This window comes from Zobellia russellii (genome assembly GCF_044597075.1).
In the GTDB taxonomy this organism is placed as follows: Bacteria; Bacteroidota; Bacteroidia; order Flavobacteriales; family Flavobacteriaceae; genus Zobellia; species Zobellia russellii.
On sequence record NZ_CP139000.1, the window covers coordinates 3,196,378 to 3,212,694 of the forward strand.

The following is a 16,317-nucleotide window of genomic DNA, read 5'->3' on the forward strand; positions in this document are numbered from 1 at the left end:
GCTTCGAATTATATTTCAATCTTTAATTTTAAAATAAAGCTCTGACAATAATTTCATGACCCATACGCTACTTATTGTCTCGCTACCTTTTGAGCCTATTGTATTTGGAATAAAACTGAACATGCACCTTATTCTGGAGTACCTAGCGTTTTTCATTGCCTTTAGGTACTATGTTTTTTCTCGTAAGCATGGCGTTGATACCATTTCCTCAAGCAACCGCCTAACTATAATTATTGGCGCCATTTTTGGAGCCTTGCTACTTTCTAGAGTGATTGCTTTTTTGGAAGAACCCTTCGTACATTACGAACAGGGTTGGATGGCATTAATGAACAACAAGACCATTATGGGCGGGCTTTTTGGTGGTCTATTGGGGGTAGAGCTTGCCAAGTTAACTATTGGGGAGAAGCAATCGTCAGGAGACCTTTTTACCTTACCTATCATCTTGGGTATAATAATTGGCAGAGTGGGATGTTTTTTGGCCGGAACCAATGAATTTACCTACGGCAGACAAACTTCATTTTTTATGGGAATGGATTTGGGTGACGGGTTATCAAGACACCCTATTGCACTTTACGAGGTAGCTTTTCTACTCCTACTTTTCATAGGACTTAAAAGAATAAAAAAGAATACAAAATCCTTAGAAAGCGGCATGCTCTTTAAAATTTTTATGATTTCTTACTTCTCTTTCCGCTTCTTAATAGAGTTTTTAAAGCCAAATACGTTTTTTGTTCTAGGGCTGAGCAGCATCCAGTTATTATGCTTAATTTGTCTTATATACTACTACAAAACCATTAGCCAAACCATTACCTATGTCCTCCAAAAACTACACTTATTATGACTTTACACTTAGCCTTTGTCCACAATGTTTACGACGCGTAGATGCTAAAATCGTTTTTGAGAACGAGAAGGTATATATGCTTAAAAATTGTAGAGAGCATGGTAGGTCTAAGGTGCTTATTGCAGACGATATTGAGTACTATAAGAACATAAGAAACTATAATAAGGCTTCTGAATACCCTAAAACATTTAACACACAAACACATTACGGTTGCCCATATGATTGTGGTCTGTGCCCTGATCACGAGCAACATTCTTGTCTTACGGTTATTGAACTGACCGACCGCTGTAACCTTACCTGCCCTACCTGCTATGCTGGTTCTTCGCCTACTTATGGTAGACACCGAACATTAGAGGAAATCAAAAAAATGTTAGATGTTATCGTTAAGAACGAGGGCGAACCAGATGTAGTTCAACTTAGTGGTGGTGAGCCTACCATACATCCTAACTTTTTTGAAATTCTTGATTACGCAAAAACCCTCCCTATTCGGCATTTAATGTTGAATACCAACGGAATTAAAATTGCAAAAGATTTTGATTTTGCGAAACGATTGGCAACTTACGCACCGGATTTTGAAGTGTATTTACAGTTTGATTCGTTGGATAACCATGTTCTACAAACCTTAAGAGGGGCAGACCTGGCAGATATTCGTCTACAAGCGTTAGACTACCTAAATGAATTGAACCTTTCCACAACATTGGTAGTCACATTACAAAAGGGGCTGAACGACCATGAAATGGGAAGCACCATAGACTTTGCCCTAAAACAAAAATGTGTGCGCGGCGTAACTTTTCAGCCCACCCAAATTGCCGGTAGATTAGAAAATTTTGAAGTAGATGAAAACCGTATTACCTTAACTGAAGTACGAAGAAAAATTTTAGAGCAATCGTCCGTTTTTGAACCGGACGATTTAATACCGGTACCCTGTAACCCCGACGCCTTGGTGATGGCATATGCTCTAAAATTAGGCGATGAGGTAAACCCGCTAACTAGGTTCATTAACCCAGATGATTTATTGAACGAAGGTAAAAACACCATTATTTACGAGCAAGATGAGCAACTGCACGGCAAAATGATCGAGCTTTTTAGTACAGGCAATTCCGTTGAAAAAGCATCGGAAAACTTGAAAAGTATTATGTGTTGTTTACCTGAAATTGACGCTCCAGAACTTGGGTACGATAACCTGTTTCGTATCATTATCATGCAGTTTATAGATGCCCATAATTTTGATGTACGTGCCATTAAGAAATCTTGTGTGCACATCGTGAACAAAGACTATAAAATCATTCCTTTTGAAACTATGAACTTATTTTACAGAGATGATAGAATAGAACGATTAAAGGAATTACAAAACGAAACGGTATGATTACGCTTGTATTTCTAATGATAGGACCTCCTATAATTTTCTTGATTTTGGGCATTGTAGGTTTGGCGAGAAAGAACAAAAAAACGGCTAAGATTTTCTTTATTCTAACCGGTGTTTATCTACTTATAAGCTTTGGTACTTGCGGAATTATGCTGAGTAATTTTAGCTTGGATACGAAGTAAGCCCGCAGATTTAGATCCGGTTGCGCTCATCAACCCTTTTGGACTTCTTATTGTCTCGCATTTTAGAATTACCAAACCTATAACGTAAACCCAGAACAAACAATCTGTTCTCTCCTCTTTTAAAGGATGTTCCGTTTTGATCTTGGTAATTTCGGGTGTTTAGCTGGTTGCCTTGGTTAAATATATCCTCAAGCCCCATAGACACACTAAGGTTCTTATCGTAAAACGTTTTACGCAACATTAAATTTATTGCTCCAAAAGGGTCAAATTTAGAATTCCCCGAAAGCAGGGCAGAGGTATAGACAAAATTAAGGTCTGCAGTAAGAGATCGGTCCTTTAAAAGCAAAAAATTGTTGCTACTGCGTATAAACCAACTAAACTGATCCAAAGATACCTGCTCGCTGGTACTTAGGTTATTGAACTTAAAGGTTTCGTCATAGAAACTGATAAGAACGTAACTATTATAAAAATTGGTGAAATTCTTATTGAGCGAAAAGTCTATTCCGTACGCCGTTTCTTGGTCTAAGTTGGAAGAAATAAAGCGTAATAAGTTACTATCGTTATTCTGAAAAATTAACTCGCCTAGTCCGTTTTTTTTGTTTTTGTAGAAAACCTCAACTGTATAAGTATCATCAAAAGTATAGCCGCCTGCCAAATAGTATCTGGTTGCCGGTAAAAGTTCCGGGTTTCCCTCAATGGTAGAAAACGTACTTTGGAAGGTTTGAAAAGGGTTGATGCTACTGTATCTTGGCCTTGTGATCTTTCTAAAGTAATACAGGTTAAAATCGTGCTTATCATTTGGTGTATACTGTATTGAGCCGGAAGGGAATAGCTGAAAATTATTACGTTCACTGCTCTGCCTTTCCATATCCCATTCTCCTTCTGTCTCAGCATATTCCGCACGAAGCCCTAGCTTAAGCTTCCAATGCTCCCATTTACCCGAATACTGTGTGTAGGCCGCATAAATAGATTCGTCATAGTCAAAAATACCGGATGCCGATGGGTCTATACCGGGCTGGTCCCGATCAAAACCTTGCTGAAGAATGCTACTATTAGAGGCAATTCCTGCAAATCTAAGTCCGGTTTCAAGGGTACTTGCATCGCCTAAAGGCGTTAGGTAATCTCCTTGTAAGCTATACAGGTTCAGTTTTTGATAGGTTTCCGTTGTAAATTGGTTTTCCCCCGCTAGTTCCCTGTTCGTATCAAAAAAAGTAGTGTTCAACAATTGTGAATCCGACTCTTCATAAAACGTAAAATGCGCATTAAAGGATAGTTGTGCTCCCTCTGTATTCAAATCTTGAATGTAATCTAAGTAGTAAGAGGTATTAATCTTTTCTCTTGTTGCATTGTTAAGAGTCTCAAAACTAGACCAGCGACTATCCCCTACCAAATCAGTGTCTGTATCGTAAACTCTGGACTTATCAGGTTCCCAAAGGGTAATTGTCGTAAAACTGATTTTACTTTTATCGCTAATATCGTAGTCGAAAAATGTAGATAAGTTGTGCTGTTTATTGTTGTTCAAATACTCCTGTTCCGCAGACCAAGTTGAAATAGACCCATCATCTTGAGAAAAGTTAGTGATGTCCGTATAGTATATAACATCCCTATCATGGCGAAAGTTATAATTGAGCGAAAGTTGTGTTTTCTTCCCCTTAAAAAAGTGATCCGTTCCTACGGTGTGTTTGGGAAGTACACCTTGAACGTATTTATTATAGATAGCCCCATTATAGCCCGCAACAATATTTTTCTTCATTACAATATTAATGAGCACACTTTCCTCTGCGCTATATTTTGCAGGAGGGTTAGTTATGACCTCAATACTTTGAACATTGGATGCAGAAGTTCCCGATAACAGGTTTACAATATCATTGTAAGGAATGTTTATTTTTCGCCCATTGATCAATACGCCTACCGCATTACTGCCCTTAACGCTTATCTTATCGTTCATGATCATAATGCTGGGAGTAATCTTTAGCACATCCCAAACATCACCATCCGAGTATGGGGTGTTCTCTACATTAAAAACCAATCGGTCTACTTTTCTTTCCAACCTAGGTTTCTGGGAGATAACCACTACTTCATCAAGGTTTTGGCCATTCTCATTTATAACCAATGGCTCTAGTTCAAGGTCTCCGTTAACAGTAATGCGTCTAAGTGGACTTTCATTGCCTATGTAACTGGCCTTTATTAAATATTTCCCTTGGGAAATTTTATTCATCTGGTAAGTACCGGATTCATCAGTAGAAGTTCCCGTTATTAAGGTGGAATCTATTACGCTCATTAACTGAACATTTGCAAAGGCAACACTCGTATCTTCATTGCTTGTTACCGTACCCGTAAGAACAAAATCTTGGGAATAAAGTAGGCAATTGGAGAGCAGTAGGTAAAATAAGGGGCAAATAAATTTCTTCACTCAATATTAAATTCTGTTACCAAATCTAATATATTTTATGTAAAATCCTACACGAAACGATGTATTATTATGCAAGCATAGCAATTAAATCTCAAATTACTAATCACAGTTTTTCCTATTGTGCCTTTTGTTCATTAATACTCCTAGACCTTCGCGCGTATCGGAAGATTGTTTTCCGCCAGAGGCTACAATGACAAATTTAACCTTCAACTTATTTTCATAGTCTACCTCTATAATGGTACCCTCGTCTGTAAGGGTTACCTTGTAAACTTGAGTTTCCCCAAAAAATTCCAACCAATACAATTTCTTAGTGAAATCTAAATATTCTTGTACTACAACAAATATTGAAAAACAATAAGGACATATAAGTGCTTCTTCTTTTGTGTGATCTGTGTATAAAAGCAAACAAATATCTTGGTTGACTTCTCCCCACTTCTTTACTTTATACAAAAACCTATCTGTGCTATTGTCTGGTGTTAACATAGAAAATGCTTGTTTGCTTTTCAAAATAGCCTTAAATTTAATAGCCTAGGCTATCACAACTGTTACGATTTCCGAAATTGTAACAACCCCGACCTCTAACCAAAACTTATTCTTATGCTAATAGACATTCTTCAGTTCGTTGGAGTCCTCTTTTGTCTTTTTACAGCATTCCTTATACGATTCAGGCTAAATAAGGAGAATTCGTTTTCTGGGCATTTGTTAGCTGTGCTACTGGTTCTGATCGCACTTTGCAATAGCTTTTACCTCTTTATCGTGTATGGTGTTATTAACTATTTTCCGTACCTATATAAAATTCCCGCCCCTATTACCTACTTAATTTTTCCATTATCCTATCTCTACGTGCGAGCTGTTTTGAACGGTGAAAAGTCCTTTAAAAAGATAGATGCCCTACATTTAATACCATTTCTGTTTTTCGCGGTCAATTACTTTCCGTTTTACATCATGGACCTGGATGAAAAGTCTAAAATGGTATTTGAGATTACGCAGGACTTTTCCAAAACCTATACCGGTCAAGACGGATTGCTCCCTGAGTGGGTAAACATTGCTTGTAGGGCCTCATCATCGGTTATATATTTATTATTTCAATGGCGTTTGATCAATTCGTTTTTCAGAAAGCGGCAACAAGTATTTTCCAAGCAATTTGCTCTGGTGAAAAAATGGGTATACGATCTTACTATTATTCAGACCATACACAGCCTCTCTCTGGTAATCCTCTACATTGTTAATGCATTAATCGCCATTGGCCTTATACCCATGTTCCGATTTGTACATATTGTTCTTGGCCTTCTGGTTTGCTGCAGTTTTCTGTTGGTTTCCTGTTATCTGCTGTGGAACCCCAACCTTTTGATAGGTCTACCCAACTTATACATTAAAAATCCTGATGCGGACATACCCCCTACAGCAGAAAATGTAGAAGATGTCTTGACCGAGCTTGATAACCATCTTAAGCAAACCAGGGCCTTTCTTGACCCTAACCTAAAAATAGATACCCTATCTAGGGCCACCAACATACCTACAAGAAAATTAACGCATATTATTAGTGAGTCTAACTACGATAATTTTAATGATTACATCAACCAAATGCGCATTAGTTATGCAGCGGTTAAAATTGAGGACAATTACCTTCATACCTATTCTGTAGAAGCCCTTTCCGTTACATGTGGTTTCAACTCCAAAAATGCGTTTTACAGAGCTTTTAAAAAAGCCCATGATTGCACACCCGTACAATATTGTTCCAATCATTTTGGGTCATCCAACGACACAAATACCCTATAAAGTACTTTGCCCCTATGCTCTTTGATGAAACAGGCTTAAAATAACGTATCTTTGCCAACTTAATGTAAAACGATTTGCTTGCCGAAATAAGCTCACCATCAATGAAGAACATTAGAAACTTTTGTATTATAGCCCATATTGACCACGGTAAAAGTACCTTGGCAGACCGTTTGTTGGACTTTACTGGCTCCGTAACCGCCCGTGAGAAAAAAGAGCAGTTGCTAGACAGCATGGATTTGGAGCGAGAACGTGGGATTACCATTAAAAGCCACGCCATACAAATGGATTACACCTATAAGGGTGAACAATATATTCTTAATCTCATAGATACCCCGGGCCACGTAGATTTTTCATACGAGGTATCCCGTTCCATTGCTGCCTGTGAAGGTGCCCTATTAGTGGTAGATGCCGCGCAGAGCATTCAGGCACAAACCATATCCAATCTATATCTGGCTCTAGAGAACGATTTAGAGATTATTCCGGTTCTGAACAAAGTAGATTTACCAAGTGCCAATCCGGAAGAAGTAACGGACGATATTGTGGATTTATTAGGTTGTGACGCAGAAGATGTAATCCCGGCCAGTGCCAAGACCGGTATTGGTATTGAGGAAATTCTTGCTGCCATCATAGAACGTGTGCCAGCACCAAAAGGAAACCCCGATGAAGCCCTTCAGGCATTGGTTTTTGATTCGGTTTATAATCCTTTTAGAGGTGTAGAGACCTATTTTAGGGTCATTAATGGAGAAATTAAAAAAGGACAAAAAATAAAATTCGTAGCTACGGATAAAAGCTACTTTGCAGATGAGGTGGGTACCTTAAAATTAACTCAACACCCCAAGCAAACTATAAAGGCAGGAGATGTAGGCTATTTGATTACAGGTATTAAGGATGCCCGTGAGGTAAAAGTTGGTGATACCATTACGGATTCCGCCAATCCTACCATAAACGCCATTGCCGGTTTTGAGGATGTAAAACCAATGGTTTTTGCCGGAATCTATCCTGTGGATACCGAAGACTTTGAAGAACTCCGTTCTTCTATGGAAAAACTTCAGCTAAACGATGCCTCGCTGGTTTTTGCACCGGAAAGTAGTGCTGCCTTAGGTTTTGGTTTTCGTTGCGGGTTCTTGGGCATGCTTCATATGGAGATTATTCAAGAACGATTGGAACGCGAGTTTGATATGACCGTAATTACTACCGTTCCTAACGTTAGTTATCATGCATTTACCAGAAAAGATCCGGATAAACCGTTAATCGTAAATAACCCTACGGACCTACCTGACCCTTCTACGGTAGATCGCGTAGAGGAACCGTATATTAAGGCCACTATTATTACTAAAGCCGATTTTGTGGGTAACGTAATGTCTCTCTGTATTGAAAAAAGAGGGATTATTACCAATCAGACATATTTAACCACAGAGCGTGTTGAGCTTACTTTTGATATGCCTTTGGCCGAAATTGTTTTTGATTTTTATGATCGATTGAAAACCGTTTCTAAAGGGTATGCTTCATTTGATTATGCTCCAATAGGTATGCGTACCTCTAAATTGGTACGTGTAGACATTCTATTGAACGCACAACCTGTTGATGCCCTATCGGCCCTTATACATGCTGATAATGCCCAGAGCATTGGTAAAAAGATGTGTGAAAAATTAAAGGAGCTTATTCCAAGACAACAGTTTGATATTCCTATACAAGCTGCAATTGGGGCCAAAATCATATCTAGGGAAACCATAAAAGCGTTGCGTAAAGATGTAACTGCTAAATGTTATGGTGGTGATATATCCCGTAAGAGAAAATTATTGGAAAAACAGAAGAAAGGTAAAAAACGTATGCGCCAAGTTGGTAACGTAGAGATACCGCAACAAGCCTTTATGGCCGTTCTTAAATTAAACGATTAAAAAAAACCTTGCTCTTAAGAGCAAGGTTTTTTTTCTGAGATAATTTTAATTATTCTTTTACGGCTATCATATAACCGTCTTCTTCAAGAGTTTTTTCTCCTAGAAGGTCGCCTATCGTGAAAGTTTCATCGGACATATCCTCTAGGGCGTAGTTTACTAAATATCCTTCCTCTGTCTTGGACCAACTAAATGCACTTTCTTCAAGAACGTCACCATTTGTAGCATCTTTATAATTACCGGTTGCATCATTTCTAAATACCCATTCTTCACGGTAATTAGTGGTAGATTCATTAACGGTAATACTAGATTCTGAGACCCAAGTACCTACAATGGCATCGGTATCATCCTCATCTTTTGAACAACTTGTAAAGGCAACTGTACTCGCTAAAGCGAAAAATAAAAATAGTTTTTTCATAATAGATTTGGGTTGAATAAATTAAACTTTAAGTAGGGATAAAACGACCCGAATCTTATTATATTGCCACAATATATTAACGCAAAACCAGTTTTACTTTCCCCTTGCAGCATAATATCAAGATTAAAAACTTCATTTATTAATTCTTACAGCTATACTATTTTTTTCTTACAAAAATTTTATTGTTTGAACAATTTTTAACTTTACTTGCTGTTTAAAAGATGTAAAACTATTTCGCCCAAAGATGACCACGTATATAGCCCATTTTATCGCAAAGCATGAACAGATTCCAACAGAACAGAACTCTATATTCACATGGCAGCAAGAGAGTGGTGAAGTAGATATTAAACTTCTAGAAGATAAGATAAAAAGAGAGTCTGCGCTGCACTTCTACGCTCTGGTGGCAGATTCGAACACAGAAGTAAAACAGGACAATATTACTATTAAGGTTGTAAAAACAATGCCTTTTTCGGGCTAAACGAAATTGGTTCAATCCTCATCTTCCTGTTCAACTTCAACTTCGTCCTCGGTTTCATCAACATCAAATATTTTACCAAGATAAACAAGTCGGTATTTATTTGTAATGTCTTCAAAATCCGTACTAAAACTAGAAATAATCTGTAAGTCGCCTTGTGGTGTTTTCAAGAAGATGGGTACTATATTCTCATCTGCCTTGGTAATCTCTATTAGCGCCTCATAGTGCTCCTTATCCTTTAGCTCTATTTCATGCACAGCAGGATACTTACGTGCTGTTTCCGTTAGCTTAATAAAGTCGTCCGTATGTGAGAACAGTCCTTCTTTCGGGTTGTTTTCAGGGTTGCTCATTTCATCGGCATTTACCAGTCTGTATGAACCGTTAGCTCCAAATTGCTTCCCAAAGTTACTCACCGCATATTTGTTAATATCAGAGTTACCGGTCAACGCCATAAGATATCCTACATCGTTAAGCTCTATATTATCCGTTAACGAGTCCGAATAAATATTAGCGGTAAATGCTTCAAGCCCCAAAGCCTTGGCTTTACTAATATTAGTCTGGTTATTATCTATTAAAACCACATGGCGATCGTTCTTGTTCAAATAATCTGCAATAAGACGAGACGCCTTTGACGCACCTATAATAAGTATTCCCTCAGATTTGGTTAAAAAGACCCCTACCGCTTTAGCGAACATACGTGCCGTAGTAGCATTTAAGAGTACCGTTCCTAGTACGATCATAAACACCAATGGGGTTATGAATTCCGCACCAGGTTCTCCTTTGGCCAAGAGTTTGGAGCCGAAAAGAGAAGCAATACCCGCTGCAACAATACCTCTAGGTCCTACCCAACCAATAAACAGCTTCTCATTAAATTTTAGATTAGACCCCATAGAACTTAGAAAAACACCAAGCGGTCTAATAACAAAAACTATAATAGCAAATAGAGCTACGGTATTCCAGTTATAAATCAATTGGAGGTCTGCTATATTTATGTTTGCCGATAAAAGAATGAACAGAATCGAAATCAATAGAACGCTCAAGGATTCCTTAAAATAGAGCAGCTCCTTTATGTTGGGCAAATCTGTATTACCCATGACCATACCCATGACTACAACGGCCAATAGACCGGATTCGTGAGCAAACACATCGGACATTACAAACACCAACAACACCGCTGAAAGCGATACTACGTTCAACAAATAATGCGGAATAAAGTTCTTTTTAATAACGAAGGTCAAAGCATGTGCAAAGGTGAAACCAAACGTAAAACCGAACAATAAAATTTTTCCGAACTCAATAAGGGCCGTAAGAGTATAGGCCTGTCCCTCTCCTACACTAATAAACTCAAATACCAATACCGCTGCCAAAGCACCAATTGGATCAATTAGAATCCCTTCCCATTTTAATACTGCGGAGATATCGTTCTTTAAAGGAATGTTCCTAAGAATAGGTGTTATTACGGTGGGTCCGGTAACAATAATCAAGGCAGAGAACAAAAAAGAAACTTGCCAACTTAAATCAAAAATAAAGTGGGCCGCCATAGCAGCGGCAAAGAAGGTAACAAGGCTTCCAACGGTAATCAGTTTTGTGATAACCGGCCCCACATTCCTAATTTCGGAACGTTTAAGGGTAAGCCCTCCTTCAAAAAGAATTATACTTATGGCCAATGAAACAAAATAGTACAGGCTTTCCCCTGGAAAAAGACCTTTGGTACTGTTCCAAATAGGCTCAATCAATTTCTGACCATCCTCTGTATAAAGACTAGCAACAGGGCCTACCAAAAGACCTATTAAAATTAACGGAAGTATAGCGGGTAGCTTAAAGCGCCATGCCACCCACTGCGCAATAATTCCCAATATAACGATACCGGCAAGTTCTACCATATGATTTAGGTTTGAACCAAAAATAGTGATTTTAATATCAGTATTTCGTCTAGAAAAACCGTTTTCCACAGTTATTTGCCCAACCAATAAACAGAAAGATACCCAGAACTCTTAAAAAATCTCTTTAATAGTTGGTTTATAGTAGTTTGCAAAAAATTGGAGCTTCTGTTAAAAAATACCAAAGGCCAATCTATTGCCTGTTCAATTTACTAATTTGCGCGTACTCTAAAAACACCAATATGAAACTATACCCCGTAGAAACCGGAAATTTTAAGTTAGATGGTGGTGCTATGTTCGGTGTGGTGCCAAAGGCTATATGGCAACGCACCAATCCCGCGGATAACAATAATCAAATTGATATTGCGGCGAGAAGTCTTCTTATTGAAGAAAAAAACCGATTGGTATTAATTGATACAGGAATGGGCAACAAGCAGTCCGATAAGTTCTTTGGATATTACAATCGTTGGGGAAATTATTCAATAGATAGTTCACTTAAGAAGCTAGGTTTTCATCCTGATGATATTACGGATGTATTCTTAACTCATTTACATTTTGACCATTGTGGCGGATGCATTCAGTGGAACGAAGAGCGTACCGGTTATGAGCCAGCATTCAAAAACGCTACTTTCTGGACCAATGAAGACCATTGGAAGTGGGCTACAAAACCCAATGCTCGCGAAAAAGCCTCTTTTCTGAAGGAAAACCTTTTGCCCATGCAAGAAAGCGGGCAACTCAAATTTATTGAAAGAACATCGGACAAGTTTCAAAGCGAATCGGAATTAGGTTTCGGAATTCATTTTGTAGACGGTCATACGGATAAACAAATGCTGCCACATATTTCATACAAAGAAAAACAGTTGGTATTTATGGCAGATTTGCTTCCTACTGTAGGGCATATTCCATTGCCGTATGTAATGGGGTATGATACTAGACCTTTGCTCACTCTTAAAGAAAAAGATTTGTTTTTGAACGAGGCTACCTCAAAAGGATACCATCTGTTTTTTGAACATGATGCGCATAACCAGATCTGTACGCTTAAAGAAACGGAAAAAGGAGTACGGTTAAACGAACTCTTTACTTTTGATGAACTTTTTAATTAAGACCAATTGGTTCAAACCCCTGAAACCCATCTAAATAATCGTATACGAAACATAAATTTTATTAACTATTTATAGTGTTGAACATTTTTTTATCTCTCTATCATAAATGGTTTTACTAAAATGATTAACCGTCATATCCAGAGCATTATTCATCTATAAATAGTTGGGCATCTTACTTAAACCTTAGATACCAGCGATTCTTTTTTCAATAAAAAAATCATAAAAGCATTATGATTTGGTTAAAAAATTGTGCCAAATCTTACCTTTGCAGCCAATTACGTTAAATTTCCGAGTCGGTTCAACGGTTAATTTAACCTTAAACGAACCTTTTATTCTTCTAAATTAAACCCCTAAAAAGAAACACTAAACTCAATTCAACTATATGACATCATTTTTTTCAAGACCTTTAATAGGCTTATCTGCAGGACTTGTACTTATGGGCTGCGGCTCTACGGCTTTAGTATCTACTCCAATAGAGAACATTGATACTACCCCATTAAAAATATCCGACCTTTCTGACACCGAGAAAAAGAACTGGGGTCATTTAGACCTTGTAGCGGACACCATTCCAGGAATGAGTGTAGATAAGGCGTACGCCGAAATTATAAAAAACAAAAAAGGAGAAACCGTTATTGTTACCGTCCTGGATTCCGGTATGGATCTAGACCATGAGGATCTTAAAAATGTGCTTTGGACCAATAAGGGTGAAAAACCAGGTGATGGTATTGACAATGACAAGAACGGTTATGTAGATGATATCCACGGATATAACTTTTTAGGCAAATCCTATAACGAACAACTGGAAGCAACCCGTATCGTTAGATTAAAATTGGGCGATGCAGCGCTTCAGGCCAAGGCAAAAACCAAGGTAGAAACAGAATACGCTAAAGCATCACAACAAAAACAGCAATACGAGCAAATCTTTCAGACCGTAAAGAATGCAGATGAGGCCGTTAAAAAAGAACTAGGAAAAGATACCTACACAAAAAAAGACCTTGCTGGCATAGAGCCAAAGGATGAGGCCATGCAACAGAATGTGGGCATCTTAACGCAAATGCTATCCTACGAAGATTCCATAGACAAGGTTTTGGAGCAAGTTGAAGAAGGTCTAAAGTATTTTAGCGATCAACTTAACTACAACTACAACGTAGATTTTAACGGTAGAAAAGATGTTGGGGACAATCCTTATGATATTACCGACTTAGGTTACGGTAATGGAAATCCTCAAAATCTTGAAGAAGACGAAAGCCACGGTACGCATGTTGCCGGTATCATTGGTGCAGAACGCAATAACGGAAAAGGGGTTAACGGAATTGCCAACAACGTAAAAATCATGAGTGTGCGTGCCGTACCTAACGGAGATGAGTATGATAAGGATATTGCCTTGGGTATTCGTTATGCGGTAGATAATGGTGCCAAGGTCATTAACGGTAGTTTTGGAAAAGCTTTCTCCCCAAATGCTCAATGGGTGTACGATGCCATAAAATATGCAGCGGACAACGATGTACTTTTTGTGCATGCAGCAGGTAACGATGGCGCTGATTTAGACAGCCCGGCAAACCCTAATTTTCCAAATGACCAAGTAAACAACGGACCTGAAATTTCCGATAATGTCCTTACCGTAGGTGCGCTAGCTTCTAAGTACGGTTCGGAAATGGTTGCTGTGTTCTCTAACTACGGTAATGTAAATGTTGATGTTTTTGCCCCAGGTGACGAAATCTATTCTACCATGCCAGGCAACGAATATGAATTTCAAGGAGGAACATCAATGGCGGCTCCTGCCGTGGCAGGTGTTGCTGCTTTGATTCGTTCTTACTATCCTAAATTGACCGCTTCCCAAGTAAAACATATCATTATGGAATCTGGCCTTGCTCCAAGGGCGAAGGTTATTTTGGGTGGAGATACCTCCAAAACTGCTACGTTGGACGAGATTTCTACTTCCGGAAAAATAGTAAATGCTTACAACGCCTTGATTATGGCGGATAACGTATCCACAGGAAAGATAAAATTATAATATACCATGAAGTATTTTTTTAAAGGGATTGCTGCCGTAATGCTCGTAATGGGCCAGATGGCAGTTGCACAAAACGGATCGTACTGGCAACAGCATGTAGATTACAACATGCAGGTTGATATGAACGTTGAAAATTTTCAGTATACCGGTACTCAAAAATTGGTCTATACCAACAATTCTCCGGATGAGCTTACCCGTGTATATTATCATCTGTTTTTCAATGCTTTTCAACCCGGGAGTGAAATGGACATGCGCCTACAAAGCATTCCTGACCCGGATGGAAGAATGACCGATGAACAGAAAAATAGCCGAATTGCTGTCTTGAAGGACAATGAAATAGGTTATTTACATGCTACATCGCTTACGCAGGATGGTGTTAAGGTCAATTTTGTTGAAGAAGAAACCATATTGGTCGTTGAACTGGCAAAACCAATTCCACCTGGTGGCAAAACTACTTTTGACATGGAATTTAAAGGTCAAGTTCCCGTCCAAATACGCCGTTCAGGAAGAAACAGTGCAGAAGGTGTTGCGCTTTCTATGAGCCAGTGGTACCCAAAATTAGCCGAGTATGATTTTGAAGGCTGGCATGCCGATCCGTATATTGCCCGTGAGTTTCAAGGTGTTTGGGGCGATTTTGATGTAAAGCTAACCATAGACAAGGACTATGTTGTGGGGGGAACAGGTTATCTACAAAACCCACAAGAAATTGGTCACGGATACGAAGCTCCAGGCACAAAGGTGAAAAAACAGAAAGGAAAGACCCTTACCTGGCACTTTAAGGCGCCTATGGTACATGACTTTATGTGGGCCGCAGATCCTGAGTACATTCATGATACATTACCCATGGAAAACGGGCCAACCCTTCATTTTTTGTACAAGGACGATAAGGAAATTATTGAAAATTGGAAGAAGCTTCAGCCAAAAACTGCGGAGTTCATGGAGTTCTTCAGCAAGAATATTGGAAAATACCCGTACGAGCAATACTCTGTAATTCAAGGGGGAGATGGTGGTATGGAATATGCCATGTCTACTTTGATCACAGGTAAACGAAAATTTGGAAGTCTGGCCGGTGTCACGGCACATGAATTGGCACATTCTTGGTTTCAGCATATATTGGCCACCAACGAATCCAAACATGAATGGATGGACGAAGGCTTTACCACCTTTATCTCTACATTGGCCATGAACGAAGTCATGCAAGAGAACAAGGAGAACCCTTTTGAAGGCACCTACAAAGGCTATTACAATTTGGTGAATTCCGGAAAGGAACAGCCGCAAACCACGCATGCAGACCGTTACGATCTTAATTTTGCCTATGGTATTGCCGCTTATAGCAAAGGTTCTATATTCTTGTCTCAGCTGGGTTATATCATAGGTCAGGACAAACTAATGGAAACCATTCGCAAATACTATGAAGATTTCAAATTCAAACATCCTGTACCCAATGATATTAAGCGTACGGCCGAAAAGGTTTCGGGTATGGAGCTAGATTGGTACCTAACGGATTGGACACAGACCACCAACACTATAGACTACGGCATAAAAGAGGTAAAAGAGAATGATGGTAAGACCAAAGTTTCCATGGTACGTACAGGTGCAATGCCAATGCCTTTGGATATTTTAGTGATTTATGAAGATGATACCAAAGAGACTTTTTACGCTCCATTACGTATGATGCGCGGCGAAAAAGAAAACCCTTACCCACAAATAAACCGAACGGTATTAGAAGATTGGCCTTGGGCACAATCCAGCTACAATTTTACCATAGATAAACCTTTGGCAAGCATTAAGGCTGTGGTCATAGACCCGTCTCAATTAATGGCCGATGTAAACCAAGAGGATAATGTTTGGCAGAATATGAAGTAATTGCTAACGAAAAAACCGTTATCTTTTATTCAATGATTAAATTTGCAATTGCCCCCGTTTAGCGGGGGCAATTTTATAAAATACCTTT

The 16,317-nt window shown here is 38.8% G+C and carries 13 protein-coding genes; 9 read left to right on the forward strand and 4 right to left on the reverse strand.

Going from position 1 to position 16,317, the window contains the following annotated elements:
* Window positions 1-55 precede the first annotated feature (55 nt).
* From SJY45_RS13000 to SJY45_RS13010, 3 genes are read left to right on the forward strand one after another with little or no spacing between them, the layout of a single operon-like run.
* On the forward strand, window positions 56-838 hold the full coding sequence (locus SJY45_RS13000) for a prolipoprotein diacylglyceryl transferase family protein (RefSeq protein ID WP_400071220.1): 783 nt from the start codon (window positions 56-58) through the stop codon (window positions 836-838).
* Window positions 810-2,204, forward strand: a complete 1,395-nt coding sequence (locus tag SJY45_RS13005) for a radical SAM protein (RefSeq protein WP_400071222.1) — start codon at window positions 810-812, stop codon at window positions 2,202-2,204. The genes SJY45_RS13000 and SJY45_RS13005 overlap by 29 nt, the downstream gene beginning before the upstream one ends.
* Window positions 2,201-2,386, forward strand: a complete 186-nt coding sequence (locus SJY45_RS13010; protein WP_215436858.1) for a hypothetical protein — start codon at window positions 2,201-2,203, stop codon at window positions 2,384-2,386. The genes SJY45_RS13005 and SJY45_RS13010 overlap by 4 nt, the downstream gene beginning before the upstream one ends.
* A 10-nt stretch (window positions 2,387-2,396) precedes the next feature.
* Here the strand turns inward: SJY45_RS13010 and SJY45_RS13015 are convergent, their stop codons facing one another.
* Together SJY45_RS13015 and SJY45_RS13020 are read right to left on the reverse strand one after the other, a co-directional pair.
* Window positions 2,397-4,799: an outer membrane beta-barrel protein gene (locus tag SJY45_RS13015; protein ID WP_400071224.1), complete on the reverse strand. Its 2,403-nt coding sequence runs from the start codon at window positions 4,797-4,799 to the stop codon at window positions 2,397-2,399.
* 99 nt (window positions 4,800-4,898) lie between these two features.
* Window positions 4,899-5,282 (reverse strand): hypothetical protein, encoded by a 384-nt coding sequence (locus SJY45_RS13020; protein ID WP_400071226.1) that lies wholly within the window; start codon window positions 5,280-5,282, stop codon window positions 4,899-4,901.
* Window positions 5,283-5,396: 114 nt separating this feature from the next.
* Between SJY45_RS13020 and SJY45_RS13025 the strand changes: the two genes are divergently transcribed.
* Complete coding sequence (locus tag SJY45_RS13025) at window positions 5,397-6,578, forward strand: helix-turn-helix domain-containing protein (RefSeq protein ID WP_400071228.1); 1,182 nt, start codon at window positions 5,397-5,399, stop codon at window positions 6,576-6,578.
* A gap of 101 nt (window positions 6,579-6,679) precedes the next feature.
* Entirely contained in the window at window positions 6,680-8,476 is a 1,797-nt protein-coding gene (gene lepA, locus SJY45_RS13030; protein WP_215436848.1) for a translation elongation factor 4, read from the forward strand.
* Window positions 8,477-8,525: 49 nt separating this feature from the next.
* On the opposite strand, the gene SJY45_RS13035 is transcribed toward lepA, so the two are convergent.
* Window positions 8,526-8,891, reverse strand: a complete 366-nt coding sequence (locus SJY45_RS13035) for a hypothetical protein (RefSeq protein ID WP_215436847.1) — start codon at window positions 8,889-8,891, stop codon at window positions 8,526-8,528.
* A 244-nt stretch (window positions 8,892-9,135) separates the two neighbouring features.
* Here SJY45_RS13035 and SJY45_RS13040 point away from each other — a divergent pair, with 244 nt between their 5' ends.
* Window positions 9,136-9,369: a GTP-binding protein LepA gene (locus SJY45_RS13040; RefSeq protein WP_215436846.1), complete on the forward strand. Its 234-nt coding sequence runs from the start codon at window positions 9,136-9,138 to the stop codon at window positions 9,367-9,369.
* Window positions 9,370-9,380: 11 nt separating this feature from the next.
* On the opposite strand, the gene SJY45_RS13045 is transcribed toward SJY45_RS13040, so the two are convergent.
* Window positions 9,381-11,249 carry a sodium:proton antiporter gene (locus tag SJY45_RS13045; RefSeq protein ID WP_215913451.1) on the reverse strand — a complete coding sequence of 623 codons (1,869 nt, stop codon included), beginning with the start codon at window positions 11,247-11,249 and terminating at the stop codon, window positions 9,381-9,383.
* A 239-nt stretch (window positions 11,250-11,488) separates the two neighbouring features.
* Here SJY45_RS13045 and SJY45_RS13050 point away from each other — a divergent pair, with 239 nt between their 5' ends.
* The 3 genes from SJY45_RS13050 to SJY45_RS13060 all read left to right on the forward strand — a co-directional run bounded on the left by SJY45_RS13050 (window position 11,489) and on the right by SJY45_RS13060 (window position 16,229).
* The gene (locus SJY45_RS13050; RefSeq protein WP_400071231.1) at window positions 11,489-12,349 is read left to right on the forward strand and encodes an MBL fold metallo-hydrolase; all 861 of its coding nucleotides are present in this window, start codon (window positions 11,489-11,491) and stop codon (window positions 12,347-12,349) included.
* Window positions 12,350-12,731: 382 nt separating this feature from the next.
* The gene (locus SJY45_RS13055) at window positions 12,732-14,363 is read left to right on the forward strand and encodes a S8 family peptidase (RefSeq protein WP_400071233.1); all 1,632 of its coding nucleotides are present in this window, start codon (window positions 12,732-12,734) and stop codon (window positions 14,361-14,363) included.
* Between the two features lie 6 nt (window positions 14,364-14,369).
* Window positions 14,370-16,229 carry a M1 family metallopeptidase gene (locus SJY45_RS13060; RefSeq protein ID WP_400071235.1) on the forward strand — a complete coding sequence of 620 codons (1,860 nt, stop codon included), beginning with the start codon at window positions 14,370-14,372 and terminating at the stop codon, window positions 16,227-16,229.
* Window positions 16,230-16,317: the final 88 nt, after the last annotated feature.